Below are 19,012 nucleotides of genomic sequence, written 5' to 3'. Positions count from 1 at the left end.
GCCTGTGTTTCACGTGGAACATGGGCCGAACGCTGCCAGATCAATCGAAGCTATACGCCAGCTCGAAATCGCCCCAGCGCCGCCCGCCGATGATCAGCGGGACATAGACGTTGCGGACCACGTGATAGGTCTGCCCATCGCCCTCCTGGCGATAGACCGCCATCATGTAGGGGGCGTTTGACACCTTGGCCTTGCGGTCGATGGCTTCGAGCATGATGCGCCCGTTGCGGCAAAATTGCGTGTCGTGATTGATGTCCCCTGTCGGGGTGCGGGACCGGTCGGTCAGGTGGGTCGGCAAAAAGCCGTTCATGTCGGTGCAGGCGGCGGCCAGAACGCGGGGATCGCTCGCCCTCGCGCGGTCGAGGAAGGGGCGCCATTCGGCATGGGCCCAATCGGTCAGGCGGGTGCGGAAAAGCTGCGGATTGGTGCCGGGTACGGGCTGGTATTCGGTATCGAACAGCGCCGACACCGTGACCGCGCCCCGCGCCAGCGCGGCTTCGGTATGGGCTGAGATTTCCTGCATCATCGCCTGCGCCTGGGCCACCATCGCGCTGTCTTCGGGGCTGAGGCCTGCGTTGACAATCCGGTCGAACATTTCCGAAGCGGTGATTTCCAGCTCTTCCATCTTGCGATGGGCGCCGTGAAGCTGGTCTTCGTTGCTGCGCGCGGCAATATCGAAACCGGTCAGCACCCGCTGCACCTTGTCGACGTGACTGCTGATGGTGCCGGTTGACCGGGCGATGACATCGTTTTGCTTGTCCACCTCTTCCACCAGCGTGCCGACATTGGTGATCGTGCTTTCGATCTGCGCGACCGAGGCGCGGGCATCGCCGCTGGCCTTGGCGCCGGTTTCGATTCGTCCGATCATGACTTCCGCTTCACCGCCCAGCGCATCGATAGTGGCCGCAATCTCTTCCGTCGCTTTGCGCGTGTCATTGGCGAGGCTTTTGACTTCAGCGGCAACCACGGCAAACGTCCGTCCCGCATCCCCTGCCCGCATGGCCTCGATCGTGGCATTGAGCGCGAGGATGTTGGTCGTTTCAGCGATATTGTCGATGTCCTGCGCCGATCGGCGCACCTGCTCCATTGCGGCAGAAAAGCTGGTGACGTGCTGGCCGAGCGTGTCGACCAATTCGATCAGCGATGCGATCTGGCCGAGCGAGGACTGGATCAGCGCAGTCCCTTCAGACAGGCGCTCGATGGCGCGCTCTGACAACAGCCGGGCCTCGTCGCTCGCTTGGGCCACCTTGCTCTGATCGGTTTCGAGCGCGCGCACAGTTTCCGCCAGTGCCTCATGCTCTGAACGTAATGTCTTGGATGAGGCAATCACCGCTTCGACCACGCCCGCCACATCGGTGCAGCCCACCGTGACCGCGCCGCAGCTTTCCGGGATCATCCCCAAAGCATGGGCATTGGCGGTGTTGATGGCGAGCTGGTTCATGTGCGGAGGCGACCCTTTATTGCGTGCGAGCCCCATCTAGCGCGAAGATGGTAAGCGAAGCGTAAAGGGCGCCAGCAACCCCTCGCTAGATTGGGGACTGGTCAGGCCGACAGCCGCGGGTTAAACGTAGGTCCATGTTCTTCAACTTCATCGACGAGCTGCGAGCGGCCGGGATCAAGGCCAGCTTCAAGGAGCACCTCACCCTGCTCGAGGCGCTCGACCGCGACGTAATCGACCAGACGCCCGAGGCGTTTTATTACCTCAGCCGCGCCACCTTCGTGAAAGACGAAGGCCTGCTCGACCGGTTCGATCAGGTGTTCCACAAGGTGTTCAAGGGGATCATGTCCGATTACGGCCAGAACCCCGTCGACATCCCCGAAGACTGGCTGAAAGCGGTTGCCGAGAAATTCCTGACGCCCGAGGAAATGGAAGCCATCAAGTCGCTCGGCGATTGGGATGAGATTATGGAGACGCTGAAAAAGCGGCTCGAAGAACAGGAAAAGCGCCACCAGGGCGGCAACAAGTGGGTCGGCACCGGTGGCACCAGCCCCTTTGGCAACAATGGCTACAACCCCGAAGGCGTACGCATCGGCGGCGAGTCCCGCCACGGCAAGGCAATCAAGGTCTGGGAAAAGCGCGAGTTCAAGAACCTCGATAACACCAAGGAGCTTGGCACCCGCAACATCAAGATGGCACTGCGGCGGCTCAGGCGTTTCGCCCGCGAAGGCGCGCAGGATCAGCTGGATATTGACGCCACGATCAAGGGCACGGCCAAGCAGGGCTGGCTCGACATCCACATGCGCGCCGAACGTCGCAATGCGGTGAAGCTGCTCTTGTTCCTCGATGTCGGCGGATCAATGGATCCCTTCATCAAGCTGGTCGAAGAGCTGTTCAGCGCCGCGACGACCGAGTTCAAGAACATGGAGTTCTTCTACTTCCACAACTGCCTGTACGAAGGCGTGTGGAAGGATAACAAGCGCCGCTGGCAGGAACGCACCAAGACCTGGGACGTGCTCCACAAATATGGCCATGATTACAAGATCGTCTTTGTCGGCGATGCGGCGATGAGCCCTTACGAGGTCACCCATCCGGGCGGCAGCGTGGAGCACATGAACGAGGAAGCGGGCGCGGTGTGGCTGCAGCGCGTGGCCAACACCTATCCTGCCACCGTGTGGCTCAACCCGGTGCCGGAAAAGCAGTGGAACTATTCGCAGTCGACCAAGATGATCAAGCAGCTGGTGGGTGACCGGATGTATCCCCTGACTTTGGATGGTCTGGATGATGCGATGCGGGAGCTGAGCCGGAAGCACGGAGCTTAGACGACGACCGAGGAGAGGAGAGACGTGATGCGAATGATCATTCTACCAGCTACCGCTTTGGCACTTATGGGCGCAACCAACGCTGATGAACCCGCCATGCCCATTTCGGACGCAACCGAGAGCATCGTCCTGCCCCTGGACAATCCGACCTATTTGCGCACCCCGGCGCAAGCTAAGCTTATCGAACGCGCGCAGAGTGAGGCTCCGCCGTCAGACGAGCAATGCCGGGACCGGATCACGCAGGCGCGCAAGGATGCAGGCAAGCCACCGCTGCTCGATCGCGAACCCGCCTCGCCTGACAAGCCTTACCATATCTATGCTGTCGACCGGCGGCAGGATGGCTGTGCTGTGATGGTCATGAAGGGCGATGTACAGGACATACGGCCTTTGCCGGCGCCTGCTGAAGAATCTTCACTCATCATACCCGCTGACGTCGCCGATGCCGATGAATAGACTGTTAGTGCGGCGCCTTTAGAGACGCGCGGCGTGACTGTTGGCCTCACATGCTCGTCACACCGGCTCCGTGCGGCCAGCCAAAATCCGGACTACCCTTTATGGTCCAACTCTTCATCAAGGCGCAAACTGCACCGCCAGAAAAAGAACGCTGGCACTAATCCTAGCATCGCCGCGCCGTAGAGCACATAGCGCACGCTGTCCTCGCCATAGGTCGGTTGAAGCCAGTCCGACAGCATCCCGAAGAACAGCGGTCCCAGCCCCAGCCCGATCAGGTTCTGGAAGAATAACAGCGCGGCCGCTGCAATCGCCCTCGCCCGCAGTGGAACGAGGCCTTGTGCGGCCGAATAGGTCGGGCCGTAATACAGCGAATTGAACACGGTCGGCAGGAACAGTAGCGCCAGCGCCAACGGCCAAGTCGGCGCCTGATAAGCAGCAATAGCCAAGGGCACGGCCAACGCCATCCCGATTGCGGGCGCGCTCAAAACATGGCGCCGGTTCTTGGCGCCGAAGCGGTCGGCGAGATAGCCCCCTCCCCATGTACCAAGGATGCCGGCGGCTCCGCCCAGCAGCCCGAACCATAACCCCACCTGACCTGGTGAGAGGTTATGCGTGCGCTGAAAGAAAATCGTGGTCCAGGTGGTCTTACCGTAGGATAGAAATGCCGCCGATGATCCGGCGCACAGCAGGAGAACGAAGGCGCGTGAACGCATGACTTCACTCACCGCCTGGCCGATCGGCAGCACGGGCGCCGGGTTCTTTGCGCGCAGGATGGCGGCAGCATCACTACGACGCGGATCGCGCAGCACGAACCAGACCACGAACGCGAGAATGACACCCGGCAATCCGACAATCACGAAAGCCTCGCGCCAGCCCACAAAGTCAGCCAGCGTGCCGCCGATGATCATGCCAAGCAAGGTGCCAATCGGAATGCCGAGCGAGTAAAACGCCAGCGCTGAGGAGCGTTTTGCCGGCGGCACCATGTCACTGATCAGCGAGTGCGCAGGGGGTGTACATCCCGCCTCGCCCACGCCGACACCGATGCGGGCCAGCAGCAATTGTGCAAAGTTCTGAGCCATCCCGCACAGCGCTGTCATCGCCGACCACAGGCCCAGCGAAACGGCGATCAGGCGCGGACGGCTTGTCGTCGGGCGGTCAGCGAAGCGCGCAATCGGAATGCCCAGAACCGTGTAAAACAGCGCGAAGGCCAGCCCCGTCATCAGCCCGATCTGCGTGTCGGAAAGGTTCAAATCCTTCGCGATCGGTTCTGCGAGGATATTGACGATCTGGCGGTCGATGAAGTTGAAAATGTAGACCGTGAGCAGGATCCACAAGGTCAGCCTGACGGATTGCGACTGGGACGCTGTGTCCGCCGTGGTTGCCATGGTGTTCTCTCTCCCAATGGTGGCGGTTGCTCCGCCATCCTGTGTGGTGATTTGGCTGTGTGCGTTCGTGTCGAAGTGATGTCAGTCAGTAAAGCAGGTGCGGCCGCACTGCGGCAACCCATGCGGCCTCATCATGTGACGTCATGGCGTCAAGCTGGTCCGGTGTCGCGGCGGGATTGTCGACCCATTCGCGCAAGGCCGGCCCACCGTTGATGACGTCAATTGCCAGACGATCATGTTCGTATTCGTAAGCGAAATCACGCCACAGGGCGTAATCGGGATAAAGCAGCCGGATCGCCTTGAATGCGAGGGCTTGAAGACGCCAGGGCTTGAACGCTTCATGATCGTAAAACGTGCTTTCCGCATGGATCATCAAAGCATTGCACAGCTTACCTGCATGCTTGTGAAAGGTGGGCTCAAACCAGCATTCGCGAAGGGCGCATCCCTCCAACCAATCGGGCGCAAGCTTGCGCATCACCTTGAGCACGCCGCCTGCATCAATATCCGGCGCGCCAAACAGAACCTCAAGCGGGCGCGTCGTGCCGCGACCCTCTGACAGCGTGGAGCCTTCCAGCATGACAGTGCCGGCGTAGCAGCGCGCCATATTGACGTTGGCGGCGTTGGGCGAAGGGTTGATCCACAACCGTGACGTCGGCCATCCGAACCCGTCATCGTCAGGCCGCCAACGCTCCATCGGCACAACCTTGTAGGCGACGTCGAGACTGAAATGTTCGATGAACCAATGGCCCATCTCACCCATGGTCAGACCGTGGCGCATTGGCATTGGGGCAGCGCCAACAAAACTTTCCTGTCCCGGCACCAGCAGCGTACCTTCAACCGGCCGGCCGGCGGGATTGGGTCGATCAAGCACCCAAACCTCTTTGCCTGCCTTGGCGGCTTCTTCGAGCAGATAAAGCAGCGTGGTGACGAAGGTGTAGATCCGGCAGCCGAGATCCTGCAGGTCGAACAGGAACACATCCGCGCTCGACATCATTTGCCCCGTCGGCCGGCGCACTTCGCCATAGAGCGAGAAAATCGGGATGCCGTAGCGCGGGTCCATCTCGTCCGCGGTTTCGACCATGTTGTCTTGCTTGTCGCCCTTCAGCCCGTGCTGGGGGCCAAAGGCGCTATTCACCTCCACACCTGCAGCAATCAGCGCGTCGAGACTGTGGGTGAGGTCTGCTGTCACGCTCGCCGGGTGAGCGATCAGCGCAACGCGGCGCCCTTTGAGTTGGTGGAGGAGTTCGGGGTCGGCCAGCAGCCGGTCGATACCTGTTTTCATGGTGCAACGGGTGGAACACGCAGCCATCAATGGCAATGGTATTTGCACATTTCGTCGCTATATCGACAGCCATGGATTGGAACACTGCACTTATCGCAGCCGCGTGGGCTATCATTCTGGGGGGCGCGGGCGGCGTATTGACTGATATCGGCCCGTGGTACCGCGAGCTGAAAAAGCCGCATTGGCAACCGCCAGATTGGTTGTTCGGCCCGGCCTGGACCATCATCCTCGGCCTGTCGGGTTGGAGTTTCTACATCGCGATGATGGCCGCCCCGTCGCCTGAGGCCCGGTTCATCGTCTATGGTCTGTTCGGCGCGAACTTCCTGTGGTCGCCGCTGTTCTTCAAGCTGCGCCGGCCCGATTGGGCCCTGGCGGAGAACCTGTTTCTGTGGCTTTCGGTGACGGCGTTGATGGTTGTCCTGCCCCGCGTAACCGGTGACCGGTTCACGGGCTGGCTCAACGTGCCCTATTTTATCTGGGTCAGCTTCGCTTTCGCGCTTAACGGAATGATCGTTCGATTGAACGCGCCCTTTGGTGACGAAAAGGCCGCAGCTTAACGCTCGATTATCAACGTCCGGCATGCCTCGGAGTGAAATTCGGGCCTGCCGGGCGGGAACGCCATTGCCCAGAATTGCATAGCCCCGCCGCGATGTTCGACAATGGCGTTCAACGCCACCTGAGCGGGGTCAGGCAGATCAGCGGTAATGCTGGCCTTCAACACCAGTCCATCATCATTGTGCGAACAGGCGATGGCGATGGCCCCCACAGGCGCATCGCGCATCCCTTCGCGGAACGAGTCGAACTCATATGCCGCCCACTGACCCGAGGGCGAAAGGTTGAACTCGCGGTAGTATGTGCCGCCAATAGGCTGCCAGAAAACCTCGAAACACGTGGTCTTCCAGAGGTTGTCCGTCCGCTCAGTCGGCGCGCTCGGCGGCGAGAAAATGGCCGGGATATGGCCATCGAGACGAAATTCAACCTCGCACCCTTGTGCTGTCGCGGTGACGGACGCGGTGACGGCACGAATGGGGCCAAGATCGCAAGTTCGATGAAGCATGAGCGGGTGCATCCTCAATTCATGCCTGCGCTCCAGCAGCCGGGCAAGTCCCTTCCCGTCCTGCACCCTGGCTGTTAAGCGCGCACGCTATGAACACCTACGATTCCGCTCTCCTCCGCCTGCTCGACGAGCGTGGCTATATCCACCAATTGACGGATGCGTCCGGGCTTGATGCCTTGGCTGCAAAGCAGATCGTGCCTGGCTATATCGGCTTCGATGCCACTGCGCCTTCGCTCCATATTGGCTCACTGGTGCAGATCATGATGCTGCGCCGCCTTCAGCAGACCGGGCACAAACCTGTTATCGTCATGGGTGGCGGCACGACCCGCATCGGTGATCCCACGGGCCGTGACGAAAGCCGCAAAATGCTGACAGACGAGACGATCGAAGCGAACATTCGCTCGATCTTCACAGTGTTCGACAAGCTCCTGACCTTCGGCGACGGGCCGACCGATGCCGTGATGGTCAATAATCACGATTGGCTCGGGCAACTGGGATACATCGAACTGCTGCAGCAGGTGGGAACGCACTTTACCATCAACCGAATGCTGACCTTCGATTCGGTTAAGCTTAGGCTGGATCGCGAACAGCCGATGACCTTCCTTGAATTCAACTACATGATCCTGCAAGGCTATGATTTCAGGTACTTGTCGCGGACACGTGATGTGCGATTGCAGATGGGGGGGAGCGATCAGTGGGGCAATATCATCAACGGGATCGAACTTGGCAGGCGCATGGACGGGGCCGAGCTGTATGGCTTGACCACGCCATTGCTGACCACCGCAGACGGAGCCAAGATGGGAAAGACGGCGGCCGGCGCGGTATGGCTCAATGAGGACCAACTCCCCGCGTATGATTTCTGGCAGTACTGGCGCAATGTCGATGACCGCGACGTTGGCAAGTTCCTGCGGCTGTTCACTGATCTGCCACTGGATGAGATAAAGCGTCTCGATACTCTTGAAGGCGCTGAAATCAATGCCGCCAAGACGGTTCTCGCCAATGAGGTAACAAAACTCGTGCGCGGCAACGAAGCCGCGACCCGTGCCGAGGCTACAGCGCGGGAGACCTTCGCAGGCAGCGGAGCGGGCGAGGATCTTCCCACGCTGTCCGTGGGTGCAGAGGGGATGCGCATGGCGGCCCTGCTCACCGCGATCGGGCTCACCGCGTCAGGCGGCGAAGCCAAGCGCAAACTGGCCGAAGGTGCTGTGAAGCTGGATGGGGAAACAGTGACGGATCCGACGCATCTTGTCCTGCCTGCCAAAGGCGAAACGCTCAGGCTGAGCCTCGGTAAAAAACGTCACGCACTGGTGTTTCACTAAGCTTCCGCATTTTTACCAATTGTCAGCCTTTGTGCTGCATTTCCGATCGGGGCCCAAACCGACGGAAGGATCGCATCGCGTGACGGGTGGAGCTAATCTCAGCGTAACCGATTTGCGGCGTGCAGCGCGGCATCCGGTCGATTTCCCCGCGATCGTCGAGCACTTCGTGCATGGCGATCTGCATTTGCACGTCTGCAATTTGTCGGCGCATGGGTTCATGGTCGACGATGCAAAGCAATTGCAGCGCGGGGATCGCATTATCATCCGCCTGCCCGTGGTCGGCCGGATCGAGGCCTATGTCATTTGGACCCGCGATAACCGTGCAGGCTTCCAGTTTGAGCGGATCATCCGAGTTGATGATTTCGTGACAATTATCGACCAACTGCAACCCAATCCACGCCTGCGCCGCCAGCGATAGCGCAATCTTGGTCCGCGCAAGTTTCCCCTGCTTGGCAGCGGCGCAATGCCCTGCCATGGCGCGCAGGTGATTGAACCAACCTCTCCGCTTCAGATCGGCGATTACAGGCGCTATTGGATGGCCCGTTTCATGGCGGTCTTCGCCACGATGTCGATGGTGGTTCTCCTTGGCTATCAGCTCTACGAGGTCGCGCGCGACGATTACGGGATGAGTGTGGCTGAAGCCTCGTTCCAGCTGGGCCTGCTGGGGCTCGTGCAATTTATTCCTTTGTTTGTGCTCACGCCTGTTGCGGGTCTTGCCGCCGACCGGTTTGACAGGCGCCATGTCGCGGCCTTTGCCAATGGCATCGACGCATGTGTGGCGGTCGCGCTTGCGATTGCGACCTGGCAAGATGCCTTGACCATCCCGATGCTGTTCACGCTTGCCGCAATGCATGGCGCAGCGCGGGTATTTGTCGGCCCTTCGATGAGCGCGATTGCGCCCAACATCGTCCCGCCATCCTTCCTTCCTCGTGCCATCGCCTTGTCCTCGATCGCATGGCAAACGGCGAGCGTAGCAGGCCCGGCTGTCGGCGGGTTGATCTATGCAGAGGTCATTTGGCTACCGCACGCCATTTCCGCCGTAATGCTGGCGGGTGCGATGGTGTTGATCCTGACCGTGCGTCCGATCAAGGCAAAGCACGAAGGCCCGCCGCTCAAGCCGTTCAAGCAGATCATCGAAGGCATGATTTATGTCTGGCGTGAACGGTTCTTGCTGGGGTGCATCACGCTTGATCTCTTTGCTGTGCTGCTGGCGGGGGCAACTGCGCTACTCCCGGTATTTGCGCGCGATATTTTGTTCGTTGGACCCGAAGGCCTTGGGCTGATGCGTGCCGCTCCGGCGCTGGGGGCGGCGAGCGTGGCTTTGATCCTGTCATTCCGTCCGCTTGAGCACGAAGTCGGGGTCAAAATGCTCTGGGCGGTCGCGGCTTTTGGGGCCTTGACGATCATTTTCGCCTTTTCGCGCAGTTTCGCGCTGTCGCTGGCGATTCTGGCGATGATGGGTGCGGTCGATATGGTGTCGGTCTTCATCCGTTCGTCGCTAGTGCAATTGTTCACACCCGATGATCGGCGCGGCCGTGTCTCTGCCATTTCCGGCCTCGCCATCTCCGCTTCGAACGAACTTGGCGAAATGCAATCAGGCCTCGCAGCTGCCATCCTGGGAGCGACCGGCGCGGTTGTATTCGGCGGCGCGGGTGCGATATTCGTGACATTGATCTGGGCGTGGTACTTTCCAGAATTGCGCCGCGCCAAGAGCTTCGAGCCAGCTGCGCTCAAACGAGAGGTATCGACATGAAGGCTGACAACATTCTCGCCACCATTGGCAGCACACCGCATATTCGCCTGTCACGGCTGTTCCCGGACCATGAGGTTTGGGTGAAGTCGGAACGGTCGAACCCTGGTGGTTCGATCAAGGATCGTATCGCGCTGGCGATGGTCGAGGATGCGGAAGCTTCGGGCAAGCTCCTTGCGGGCGGTACCATCGTCGAGCCGACTAGTGGCAACACGGGCATCGGCCTTGCGATGGTCGCCGCGGTCAAGGGTTACAAGCTGGTGCTCGTCATGCCCGAATCCATGTCGATCGAGCGGCGCCGGTTGATGCTCGCCTATGGTGCGAGTTTCGATCTCACTCCGCGCGAACGCGGCATGAAGGGCGCCATCGAGCGTGCACAGGAATTGGTCGAGCAAACCCCCGGTGCATGGATGCCGAGCCAGTTCGACAATGCTGCCAACCCCGCAATCCATGCCCGTACGACTGCCCAGGAAATTCTTGCCGACTTTGCCAATTCACCGATTGATGTGATGATCACCGGGGTCGGCACTGGCGGGCATTTGACCGGCTGCGCAGAGGAATTGAAAAAACATTGGCCGGGCATGAAGGCTTTTGGGGTGGAGCCTGCACTCTCGCCAGTCATCGGCGGCGGTCAACCCGGCCCTCACCCCATTCAGGGAATCGGTGCGGGCTTCATTCCAGGCAATCTCCACACGAACGCCATTGATGGCGCGATTGCCGTTGATGCCGAGGAATCGAAAGAAATGGCGCGCCGCGCAGCGTCCGAGGAAGGGATGCTGGTCGGGATTTCGAGCGGCGCGACCCTTGCTGCCATCGCGAAGAAGCTGCCTGAGATGCCGCAGGGCGTGCGGGTGATGGGCTTCAACTATGACACGGGCGAGCGTTACCTCTCGGTGCCGGACTTCCTGCCGGTGGAATAGAGCGATTCCTTAACCGTGGCGGGCTAGGTTCAGGGCAGAATATTTGCGCCATTTTGCGTAGCTACTCGGGAACCGCCGCCCATGAAATTCGTCAAACTCCATTCTCGCGGCGGCAATTACCTTGTCGTTGCCAGCAACATCGCATGGCTGCGGACCGCCGAGAACGGCCAGACCAGCGTCGGCATGGTCGGCGGGCAACCGCTGCTGGTGGTGGGTTCGATTGAGGAGGTGGCGGAGCAGATCCTCAATTCAGCCGTCGAACAGGAAGCGCCTGTCGTCGTCCCTGTTCTTGCGCCGCAAGCTACCCCTCAGGCAGAGGCACCGGAACCGGTACCACCTGCCCCTGAACCCGCTGCCGCTATCCCGCCGCCCGCGCCGGTTGCAGTCGCGCCTGAGCCAGAACCGGAGCCTGTCGCAGTTTCCGCCGAACCCGAGCCGGAGCCGTTCGCACCGAATCCGGCTCCCGTGCCTATAGCGCAGCCTCGTGCGGCAAGCCCTGTGCCGCCGCGTCCGCTGCCTGTCGCGCGCAACGCGGCCTCGCTGTGGGAGCGCCCGGTGGCCGCCCCTGCCAATGGCCTTAAGGTCAAAGCCGGTTCACAGCGCATGATGGGCGCGCTCGACTAGCTACAATGCGAAAACGGGCCGCCATGCCACTGCATAACGACCCGCCTTACCTGTCACTTGTGAAGCGCGCCTATGCCGCTGTCGCGAAAGCCTCGGCAGGAAGCTTCATCATATATTCGCTGCCCGCCTCAAGCTTGCGTCGCAGCGCGCCGGCATCAGGCAAAAAACGCTCGGCATAGTAATTGGCAGAGACCAGTTTGGCTTCATAAAACGCCTTGTCCTCCGGCTCGTCCGCCAGCTTGGTCAGCGCAACCTTGGCCATCTTCAGCCAGAAATAGCCGAGCGTAACGATGCCCATGATGTGCATGTAGTGGTGCGCGCCGGCGCCCAGGTGGTTGGGGTTCGCCATCGCGTTCTGCATGAACCACATGGTGGCGGCCTTCTGTTCGCCCAGCGCCTTCTCAAGCCGTTCAGCAACGTCCTTCAATTCGGCAACCTGCTTGGCCGCAGCGATTTCCTCGTCGATCATCGCGAAGAAAGCCTGAATTGCCTTGCCGCCGTTAGACGCCAGCTTGCGGCCACACAGATCCATCGCCTGCACGCCGTTGGCGCCTTCGTAGATCATGGCAATACGGCTATCGCGAACGAACTGCTCCATGCCCCATTCCTTGACGTAGCCGTGCCCGCCATAAACCTGCTGCATGTTGGTGGCGATGTCATAGCCCTTGTCGGTGCCGTAGCCCTTGATCACCGGCGTCATCAGCCCGATCAGCAGGTCCGCGGTTTCGCGCTCCTCCTCGGTTTGGGCCTTGTGAGTCAGATCGACCTGCAGCGCGCCCCATAGGCACAGAGCCCGCATCGATTCCGTAAACACCTTGGCGTCCATCAACATCCGGCGCACATCGGGGTGGACGAAGATCGGATCAGCCTTGGCTTGCGGCTCCGCCGGACCACCCAGCGCACGACCCTGGCGGCGATCAAGCGCGTAAGTGACGGCGTTCTGATAAGCGACTTCAGCTTGGGCATAGCCCTGAATGCCAACGCCGAGGCGTGCGGCATTCATCATGATGAACATCGCGGCGAGGCCCTTGTTTTCTTCGCCCACCAGATACCCAGTGGCTCCATCATAATTAAGCAGGCAGGTCGCATTGCCGTGGATGCCCATCTTCCTTTCGATCGACCCGCAGGTCACGCCGTTGCGCGACGCCGGTTCGCCATTCTCATCGAGCGTGAATTTGGGCACGATGAAAAGTGAAATGCCCTTCGTGCTGTCAGGCGCGCCTGGCGTCTTGGCCAGCACCAAATGGATGATGTTGCTGGTCAGGTCATGCTCCCCTGCGGAGATGAAAATCTTGGTTCCGGTGATCGCATAGGAGCCATCGCCGTTCGGCACAGCCTTGGTGCGGATCATGCCCAGATCGGTGCCGCAATGCGGCTCGGTCAGGTTCATGGTTCCCGACCATTCGCCTGAGATCATCTTGGGGAGAAAGGCAGCCTTCTGCTCGTCCGACCCCTTGGCAATGATCGCCGAGATCGCCCCGGCGGTCAGACCGGGATACATTGCAAAGGCCTGATTGGCGGTGCCGTTGTACTCCTCCAACACGAAGCCGAGCACATGCGGCAGGCCCTGCCCACCGAATTCTTCCGGCTGCGCAAGCGTGCCCCAACCGCTTTCGACGTAAGCCTGATAGGCTTCTTTGAAGCCCGGAGGAGTGGTGACAGAGCCGTCTTCGTGACGGGTGCAGCCATGCTCGTCACCTGCCTGGTTCACCGGCGCAAGAACTTCGGCGCAGAATTTGCCTGCCTCGTTGATGACCGTATCGATCATGTCGGGCGTGGCGTTTTCAAAGCCCGGCAGGTTGCCGAAGCTCGCAAGATCAAGCACGTCGTTCAAGATAAAGCGCGTATCGCGGGTGGGTGCGGTATAGGTCGGCATCACATATCCCTTTGGTAAACGGTCTGAAAAGTTGGGCTATCGGCTCAACTCAAGTCAAGCTTCTCAATTTCCGCCACAAAATCGGTGAGTTCCTTGATCGAAGAGTCAATATCGTCACGCTGGGCCTTCAGTTTGGCAATGTGCGTGCGGCATTTGGCAATCGTCACGCGACGCTGTTCGACCCGGCCATCATCAAGATCATAGAGATCGATCATTTCGCGGATTTCCGTCAGACTAAAGCCGACATTCTTGGCTCGCATGATCCAGGCAAGCCGAGCGCGGTCGCGCTTGGAATAAACGCGGCTCAGTCCGACGCGGGCTGGATTGATTAACCCCTCATCTTCGTAAAAGCGCAAGGCGCGCGCCGTGCAGCCAAATTCTGTCGTCAGATCGGAAATGGTGAACTGTTCGCGCTCATACACATCCGGTCTGTCGAGATGCGCGCCAGTGCGTCGCGGTGCGTTGTTCGCGTCCTTTGCACCGTGTGCGGGGGCGCTTGAAGCGGTCGTAGATACAGAAACACTTGCCATGTCGTCTGCATACTTTCCGTTTACGTGAGCGTCAAGTTCCGGCGGGTTTCAGCTTTGGTTTTCCTTCACCCACCTCAACGAGCCGGTAAAAGCAGCTGTGCGCGCCCGTATGGCACGTAGGCCCGTCAGGCCTAGCCCTGATCAGCAGCGCATCCTGATCGCAATCGACCCTGATATCGACAACATTTAAAATGTTTCCAGAACTTTCGCCTTTCATCCACAAGCATTCACGCGACCGCGACCAGAAGTGAACCTTCCCGCTTTTGAATGTTGCATCGATCGCGTCAGCATTCATGTGTGCAATTACCAACACCTCGCCGCCAGCATTGTCGATCACCACTGCTGTTAGCAAACCAGCTGCATCGAATTTCGGCGCAAACACAGCGCCCCGTTCTCGCTCTACGGTGGTGAGACCTGACCCGTTCACACTCTTCTCCAGCTACGAATTAGACATGCGTCCAGAAGCTTTCCGGCACGCGAAAAATGTCGTCAATTTAAAACTCTTGCGACGATTGTTGCACGCACACAACAGCTCGCTGCAAAAAGTGCGCAATTGCACGGTTTGGTCTTCCGCTTGGCGCAACTCAGTGGAACAGGGTTATCACAACTTCTGCAAGGGGGTTTGCGTCCGGAACACTGGCATCGCCCGATGCCAAGTTCAGGGGGTCATCGGGCCGCAGGCTGGCTGTGGGGCGCCAGCGCGACCGATGGAACGATAGGGATTGAGCCCCGGCAGCCAAGTTAGGGGGTGGTTGCCACGGCCCGCAAGGGTGGGTTCACGCCGTCTCGTCACGTGGCGCCCGAGGTCGTAAGGCCTCGGGCGTTATGCTTTACTGGCGGGTGAGGCGATGATCCTGATCAGCCAATGCAAAACATGCGACGCTGATCGACGCAACATCGGCGTTGCCCAAGGCGGCGATACAAGCTCGTGTCGTCGCGCCGCTTGTCAGCACATCATCGACAAGTATGATATCACGACCTTTAATGTGGTCTGCAATCACTGGATTGATCCTGATCGCCTGGGAGAGCGCCTTTTCGCGCTCCACGCGACCAAGTGCGCCAAGGTTGGGAGTGCGCTTATACCGAACAAGGGCAGAAAGCTCGGCCTCTCCCTTTTTCATACGCTCAAGCTCTTGCACCAACAGCGCGGCCTGGTTGAAGCCACGCTGCCACAATCGCCATCGGTGAAGCGGCACTGGCACCAGTACAGGAAGGCTCTGCCCGGCGGCACGTTCCGGAATGCGCACTGCCATAAGCCGGGCGAGGAGCCGCGAAAGCGCGATCTTCCCGCCGTGCTTGTAAGCCAATACAAGTTGCCGCGTGATATCATTGTAGTACGCCGCAGCGTACACCGGCACCGCTCCGCCGCCCTGATCGTTCACAGGGGGAACTTCAATCGCGCTCCAGCAGCTCGTACATAGCCCATCTTGGCTGGCAATGGCCGTGCCGCAGGCAGGGCAGCGTGGCGGATACAGCATATCCACCACCGGCAGGAACTGTCTGGCAAACTCTGAAACCGTCACCACAACATGCTTAGTCGCACAGCTTGCGCTGGTCTTGCAAGCAAGGCAGAGCCCAGCGAATGAACTCCCAAAAAATTCCGACGATCTTCAGTTCACAACGCCGCGAATTGCGGCTGAAGCGTGCACGAAGTCGAGCGACTGCCAGCGGTTCTGCGCGTTTCATCATTGATGACATGGTCGATGATACGCGCGAACGCCTCGCCTTTTTGCGGCACAAGCCAACCCGTGCGTTAGTGCTGGGTGACTGGACAAGAAGTCTTGCACCCGCTTTGCGCACCGATGGAGCGTTGGTTGAAGAGCCGGAAGCGCTTGATCTTGAAGCTCCTCATCCGGCAGGAGGATTTGAGCTTATCGCTGTGCTGGGTTTGCTCGATGCAGTAAACGATCTGCCCGGTGCTCTAATCCATTTGCGTTCGGCCTTGGCGCCCGGCGGCCTCGTAATGGTGCACTTTGTCGGTGGACGGAGCTTGCCTGCCCTGCGCGCGGCCTTGATTGCCGCGGAACCGGATCGGCCGGCTGCTCGCATTCACCCTCTGGTTGATCCGCGCGCAGCGCCCGGATTGCTGCAACGCGCCGGTTGGAAGGACGCAGTGGTCGATACGCATGCACTTACCGTGCGCTATTCATCGTTTGATCGGGTTGTGTCCGATCTTCGCGATCACGGTCTGGGAAATGCCTTGGCCAAACCGGCCACTGCGCTCGGCAAAAACGCGCTCGCCCGCGCACGGACCGCCTTTGCCATGCAGGCCGATGCCGATGGCAAGACGGCTGAGACGTTTGAAATCATCACGCTGACGGGGCGCCGATCTCTGGCGGGCACTTAAGCATTCTTCAGGGCCGCCTGGGCTGCGGCAAGCCGCGCAATCGGCACGCGGTAGGGTGAGGCACTGACGTAATCGAGGCCAACCTTCTCGCAAAATGCAATGCTGGCCGGATCACCGCCGTGCTCTCCGCAAATGCCAAGTTTGATATCGGGCCGGGTCGCCCTGCCCCGTTCAGCTGCGAGTTCAACCAACTGACCGACGCCCTCGATATCAAGGCTGACGAAAGGATCGCGCGGGAAAATCCCCTTGTCGACATACACGCTGAGGAAACGCGCCGCATCGTCGCGTGACACGCCCAGAGTGGTCTGCGTCAGGTCGTTCGTGCCGAAGCTGAAGAATTCCCCTTCTTCCGCGATCTCGCCTGCCATCAACGCTGCGCGCGGCAATTCGATCATGGTGCCGACGAGGTACTCGACCCGCGTGCCGACTTCAGCGAACACAGCTTCGGCCACCCGGTCAATAAGTGTGCGCAAGATAGCAAGTTCACGCTTCGTCGCGACCAGCGGGATCATGATCTCGGGCAGCGGCGCTTCTCCACTCGTGATCTTTACAGCGCACACTGCTTCAAAAATGGCGCGGGCCTGCATTTCGTAGATTTCGGGGAAGGTGATGCCCAATCGGCATCCGCGATGGCCCAGCATGGGATTGAATTCGTGCAACTCGCCTGCGCGCCGTTTGAGGTGATCGACCCCAAGCCCGGTTGCATCGGCGAGTTCGGCGAAGTCCTCGTCGGCATGGGGCAGAAATTCATGCAACGGAGGATCGAGCAGCCGGATCGTGCAAGGCAGACCCGCCATAACCTCGAAGATCGAGGTGAAATCCGCGCGCTGTTCAGGCAGCAGCTTTTCGAGGGCACGGCGCCGACCGGCCTCGTCATCGGCGAGAATCATCTGTCGTACCAGCGAGATACGTGACGCTTCGAAGAACATATGTTCGGTGCGACACAGCCCGATGCCCTCGGCGCCAAATTGTCGCGCCATGCGGCAATCTTCAGGTGTCTCGGCATTGGTCCGCACGCCCATCCGGCGCAGCTTGTCAGCCCACACCATCAGCGTACCAAAATCGCCCGCCAGTTCCGGCTCCACCGTTGCGACAATACCCAGCATAATCTCACCGGTTGCCCCATCCAGGGTAATGGCATCGCCCTCCGCAAGCTCGGTCTGGCCGATCCGCAACGTGCGCGCCTTGCGGTCGATGGAAACACCGCTTGCCCCCGATACGCAAGGCCGACCCATACCGCGCGCCACCACCGCCGCGTGGCTGGTCATGCCGCCACGCGCTGTCAAAATGCCTTGCGCTGCGTGCATCCCGTGAATGTCCTCTGGCGAGGTTTCAACCCGTACCAGGATCACCTTTTCGCCGCGTCCGGCCCACTGCTCGGCCGTGTCAGCATCCAGCACGATCTTGCCCGCAGCCGCTCCCGGCGAGGCCGGTAGACCGGTGGCCAGGACATTGCGTTCCGCTTTCGGATCAAGCGTCGGGTGGAGAAGCTGATCCAACGCCATGGGATCAACTCTACCCACAGCCTCGCGCTCGTCGATGAGGCCCTCTTCGACCATGTCGACCGCCATTTTGAGCGCAGCCTTGGCCGTGCGCTTGCCCGAACGCGTCTGAAGCATCCACAGCTTGCCACGTTCTACCGTGAATTCAATATCCTGCATGTCCTTGTAGTGGAGTTCCAACAGGTCGAACACGCGGGCGAGTTCGGTGTAGGCGTCGGGCAGAGCCTCTTCCATCGACAGTGGCTTGGCACCTGCTGTTTCGCGCGCAGCCTTGGTCAGATATTGCGGGGTGCGGATGCCCGCGACCACGTCCTCGCCCTGGGCGTTGATCAGATATTCGCCGTAATAGGCCCGCATCCCGGTCGCCGGATCGCGGGTGAAGGCGACGCCGGTGGCGCTGGTGTCACCCATGTTGCCGAACACCATCGCCTGCACGTTGACTGCGGTGCCCCAGTCGCCCGGTATGTCGTTCAAGCGGCGGTAGACCTTGGCGCGGTCGCTGTCCCAACTGTTGAACACAGCGCGAATGGCGCCCCACAATTGCTCATGGACGTCTTGCGGGAACGGGCGGCCCAGTTCTTCTTCGACAATGCCATTGAACTGGGTGACGAGCGCCTGCCAATCTTCAGCCGTCAACTCCGTATCGCTGTAGAAGCCTTTGTCTTCCTTGACGATCTCCAGTGCTTCTTCGAACAACCCGTGATCGAGGCCGAGGACCACGTCGGAGTACATCTGGATGAACCGGCGGTACGAATCCCACGCAAAGCGCGCATCCCCGCTCGACTCGGCCAACCCTGCGACGGTCGCATCGTTCAAGCCGAGGTTGAGGACTGTATCCATCATCCCGGGCATCGACACCCGCGCGCCCGAGCGGACCGAAACCAGCAGCGGATCGGCGGCGTCACCAAACCGCTTGCCCACGGTTGCTTCAATATGCGTCAGCGCAGCGACCACCGCGCTTCGCAGACCTTCAGAGAAGTCCGCGCCATCTTGCAGATAACGCACGCATTCTTCGGTCGTGATTGTGAAGCCCGGCGGCACCGGCAGGCCGATGCTAGCCATTTCGGCAAGGTTGGCGCCCTTCCCTCCCGAAACGGTCTTGTCCTTCTGGCGGAGATCGTCGTGCGCGGCGCTGCCGCCAAAGGGATAGACTGTTTGCACGTCACTTCATCCTGTTAAGTTTCGCCATGGGAAGGCTGAACCGTGA

Annotated in this window: 18 protein-coding genes and 1 pseudogene; 9 read left to right on the top strand and 10 right to left on the bottom strand. The window is 60.2% G+C overall.

Annotated features, from left to right (window positions below):
* Nucleotides 1-40 precede the first annotated feature (40 nt).
* Nucleotides 41-1,441, bottom strand: coding sequence for a methyl-accepting chemotaxis protein (locus ACRANW_RS10070; protein WP_479431664.1), 1,401 nt, complete (start codon nucleotides 1,439-1,441; stop codon nucleotides 41-43).
* A gap of 134 nt (nucleotides 1,442-1,575) precedes the next feature.
* On the opposite strand from ACRANW_RS10070, the gene ACRANW_RS10065 reads away from it, so the two are divergent.
* Both ACRANW_RS10065 and ACRANW_RS10060 read left to right on the top strand, forming a co-directional pair.
* Nucleotides 1,576-2,760 (top strand): vWA domain-containing protein, encoded by a 1,185-nt coding sequence (locus ACRANW_RS10065; RefSeq protein WP_479431663.1) that lies wholly within the window; start codon nucleotides 1,576-1,578, stop codon nucleotides 2,758-2,760.
* A gap of 27 nt (nucleotides 2,761-2,787) precedes the next feature.
* Entirely contained in the window at nucleotides 2,788-3,213 is a 426-nt protein-coding gene (locus tag ACRANW_RS10060) for a hypothetical protein (protein WP_479431662.1), read from the top strand.
* Between the two features lie 92 nt (nucleotides 3,214-3,305).
* Here the strand turns inward: ACRANW_RS10060 and ACRANW_RS10055 are convergent, their stop codons facing one another.
* Nucleotides 3,306-4,598 carry a spinster family MFS transporter gene (locus tag ACRANW_RS10055; protein WP_479431661.1) on the bottom strand — a complete coding sequence of 431 codons (1,293 nt, stop codon included), beginning with the start codon at nucleotides 4,596-4,598 and terminating at the stop codon, nucleotides 3,306-3,308.
* An 85-nt stretch (nucleotides 4,599-4,683) separates the two neighbouring features.
* On the bottom strand, nucleotides 4,684-5,880 hold the full coding sequence (locus ACRANW_RS10050; protein ID WP_479431660.1) for an exo-beta-N-acetylmuramidase NamZ family protein: 1,197 nt from the start codon (nucleotides 5,878-5,880) through the stop codon (nucleotides 4,684-4,686).
* A gap of 71 nt (nucleotides 5,881-5,951) precedes the next feature.
* On the opposite strand from ACRANW_RS10050, the gene ACRANW_RS10045 reads away from it, so the two are divergent.
* The gene (locus ACRANW_RS10045) at nucleotides 5,952-6,437 is read left to right on the top strand and encodes a TspO/MBR family protein (RefSeq protein WP_479431659.1); all 486 of its coding nucleotides are present in this window, start codon (nucleotides 5,952-5,954) and stop codon (nucleotides 6,435-6,437) included.
* Here ACRANW_RS10045 and ACRANW_RS10040 read toward each other — a convergent pair.
* Nucleotides 6,434-6,937, bottom strand: coding sequence for a DOMON domain-containing protein (locus ACRANW_RS10040; RefSeq protein ID WP_479431658.1), 504 nt, complete (start codon nucleotides 6,935-6,937; stop codon nucleotides 6,434-6,436). The two genes, ACRANW_RS10045 and ACRANW_RS10040, sit on opposite strands and share 4 nt — an antisense overlap.
* 89 nt (nucleotides 6,938-7,026) lie before the next feature.
* Here ACRANW_RS10040 and tyrS point away from each other — a divergent pair, with 89 nt between their 5' ends.
* The 5 genes from tyrS to ACRANW_RS10015 all read left to right on the top strand — a co-directional run bounded on the left by tyrS (nucleotide 7,027) and on the right by ACRANW_RS10015 (nucleotide 11,550).
* Nucleotides 7,027-8,256, top strand: coding sequence for a tyrosine--tRNA ligase (gene tyrS, locus ACRANW_RS10035; RefSeq protein WP_479431657.1), 1,230 nt, complete (start codon nucleotides 7,027-7,029; stop codon nucleotides 8,254-8,256).
* A gap of 79 nt (nucleotides 8,257-8,335) precedes the next feature.
* The gene (locus tag ACRANW_RS10030; RefSeq protein ID WP_479431656.1) at nucleotides 8,336-8,674 is read left to right on the top strand and encodes a PilZ domain-containing protein; all 339 of its coding nucleotides are present in this window, start codon (nucleotides 8,336-8,338) and stop codon (nucleotides 8,672-8,674) included.
* Between the two features lie 117 nt (nucleotides 8,675-8,791).
* A complete protein-coding gene (locus ACRANW_RS10025) occupies nucleotides 8,792-10,009 on the top strand; it encodes an MFS transporter (RefSeq protein WP_479431655.1) in 1,218 nt (405 codons plus the stop codon).
* Complete coding sequence (gene cysK / locus ACRANW_RS10020; RefSeq protein WP_479431654.1) at nucleotides 10,006-10,926, top strand: cysteine synthase A; 921 nt, start codon at nucleotides 10,006-10,008, stop codon at nucleotides 10,924-10,926. The genes ACRANW_RS10025 and cysK overlap by 4 nt, the downstream gene beginning before the upstream one ends.
* A gap of 81 nt (nucleotides 10,927-11,007) precedes the next feature.
* A complete protein-coding gene (locus ACRANW_RS10015; RefSeq protein WP_479431653.1) occupies nucleotides 11,008-11,550 on the top strand; it encodes a hypothetical protein in 543 nt (180 codons plus the stop codon).
* A gap of 70 nt (nucleotides 11,551-11,620) precedes the next feature.
* Here ACRANW_RS10015 and ACRANW_RS10010 read toward each other — a convergent pair whose 3' ends face one another.
* From ACRANW_RS10010 to ACRANW_RS09990, 5 genes and pseudogenes are all read right to left on the bottom strand, one after another.
* The gene (locus ACRANW_RS10010) at nucleotides 11,621-13,426 is read right to left on the bottom strand and encodes an acyl-CoA dehydrogenase C-terminal domain-containing protein (protein WP_479431652.1); all 1,806 of its coding nucleotides are present in this window, start codon (nucleotides 13,424-13,426) and stop codon (nucleotides 11,621-11,623) included.
* Between the two features lie 44 nt (nucleotides 13,427-13,470).
* Nucleotides 13,471-13,956 (bottom strand): MerR family transcriptional regulator, encoded by a 486-nt coding sequence (locus tag ACRANW_RS10005; protein WP_479431651.1) that lies wholly within the window; start codon nucleotides 13,954-13,956, stop codon nucleotides 13,471-13,473.
* A 31-nt stretch (nucleotides 13,957-13,987) separates the two neighbouring features.
* Complete coding sequence (hisI, locus tag ACRANW_RS10000) at nucleotides 13,988-14,383, bottom strand: phosphoribosyl-AMP cyclohydrolase (protein WP_479431650.1); 396 nt, start codon at nucleotides 14,381-14,383, stop codon at nucleotides 13,988-13,990.
* Between the two features lie 403 nt (nucleotides 14,384-14,786).
* The gene (locus tag ACRANW_RS09995) at nucleotides 14,787-15,338 is read right to left on the bottom strand and encodes a ComF family protein (protein ID WP_479433914.1); all 552 of its coding nucleotides are present in this window, start codon (nucleotides 15,336-15,338) and stop codon (nucleotides 14,787-14,789) included.
* Between the two features lie 21 nt (nucleotides 15,339-15,359).
* Nucleotides 15,360-15,434 (bottom strand): annotated as a pseudogene (locus ACRANW_RS09990) (double zinc ribbon domain-containing protein); the annotation flags it as partial.
* A gap of 104 nt (nucleotides 15,435-15,538) precedes the next feature.
* On the opposite strand from ACRANW_RS09990, the gene ACRANW_RS09985 reads away from it, so the two are divergent.
* Entirely contained in the window at nucleotides 15,539-16,303 is a 765-nt protein-coding gene (locus tag ACRANW_RS09985; RefSeq protein ID WP_479431649.1) for a class I SAM-dependent methyltransferase, read from the top strand.
* On the opposite strand, the gene ppdK is transcribed toward ACRANW_RS09985, so the two are convergent.
* Nucleotides 16,300-18,966 carry a pyruvate, phosphate dikinase gene (ppdK, locus tag ACRANW_RS09980; RefSeq protein WP_479431648.1) on the bottom strand — a complete coding sequence of 889 codons (2,667 nt, stop codon included), beginning with the start codon at nucleotides 18,964-18,966 and terminating at the stop codon, nucleotides 16,300-16,302. The two genes, ACRANW_RS09985 and ppdK, sit on opposite strands and share 4 nt — an antisense overlap.
* Nucleotides 18,967-19,012: the final 46 nt, after the last annotated feature.

Source organism: Erythrobacter sp. 'gip.4 top 5', assembly GCF_056495765.1.
Note: the sequence above shows the minus strand (reverse complement) of the source record. Positions and strands in the feature narration are given on the sequence as shown.

What these genes read in the sequence shown, in the direction of transcription:
- ACRANW_RS10070 (WP_479431664.1), bottom strand. Translation starts at nt 1,441, where the DNA reads ATGAACCAGCTCGCCATCAACACCGCCAATGCCCATGCTTTGGGGATG.
- ACRANW_RS10065 (WP_479431663.1), top strand. Translation starts at nt 1,576, where the DNA reads ATGTTCTTCAACTTCATCGACGAGCTGCGAGCGGCCGGGATCAAGGCC.
- ACRANW_RS10060 (WP_479431662.1), top strand. Translation starts at nt 2,788, where the DNA reads ATGCGAATGATCATTCTACCAGCTACCGCTTTGGCACTTATGGGCGCA.
- ACRANW_RS10055 (WP_479431661.1), bottom strand. Translation starts at nt 4,598, where the DNA reads ATGGCAACCACGGCGGACACAGCGTCCCAGTCGCAATCCGTCAGGCTG.
- ACRANW_RS10050 (WP_479431660.1), bottom strand. Translation starts at nt 5,880, where the DNA reads ATGAAAACAGGTATCGACCGGCTGCTGGCCGACCCCGAACTCCTCCAC.
- ACRANW_RS10045 (WP_479431659.1), top strand. Translation starts at nt 5,952, where the DNA reads ATGGATTGGAACACTGCACTTATCGCAGCCGCGTGGGCTATCATTCTG.
- ACRANW_RS10040 (WP_479431658.1), bottom strand. Translation starts at nt 6,937, where the DNA reads ATGCTTCATCGAACTTGCGATCTTGGCCCCATTCGTGCCGTCACCGCG.
- tyrS (WP_479431657.1), top strand. Translation starts at nt 7,027, where the DNA reads ATGAACACCTACGATTCCGCTCTCCTCCGCCTGCTCGACGAGCGTGGC.
- ACRANW_RS10025 (WP_479431655.1), top strand. Translation starts at nt 8,792, where the DNA reads ATGGCCCGTTTCATGGCGGTCTTCGCCACGATGTCGATGGTGGTTCTC.
- cysK (WP_479431654.1), top strand. Translation starts at nt 10,006, where the DNA reads ATGAAGGCTGACAACATTCTCGCCACCATTGGCAGCACACCGCATATT.
- ACRANW_RS10015 (WP_479431653.1), top strand. Translation starts at nt 11,008, where the DNA reads ATGAAATTCGTCAAACTCCATTCTCGCGGCGGCAATTACCTTGTCGTT.
- ACRANW_RS10010 (WP_479431652.1), bottom strand. Translation starts at nt 13,426, where the DNA reads ATGCCGACCTATACCGCACCCACCCGCGATACGCGCTTTATCTTGAAC.
- ACRANW_RS10005 (WP_479431651.1), bottom strand. Translation starts at nt 13,956, where the DNA reads ATGGCAAGTGTTTCTGTATCTACGACCGCTTCAAGCGCCCCCGCACAC.
- ACRANW_RS09985 (WP_479431649.1), top strand. Translation starts at nt 15,539, where the DNA reads ATGAACTCCCAAAAAATTCCGACGATCTTCAGTTCACAACGCCGCGAA.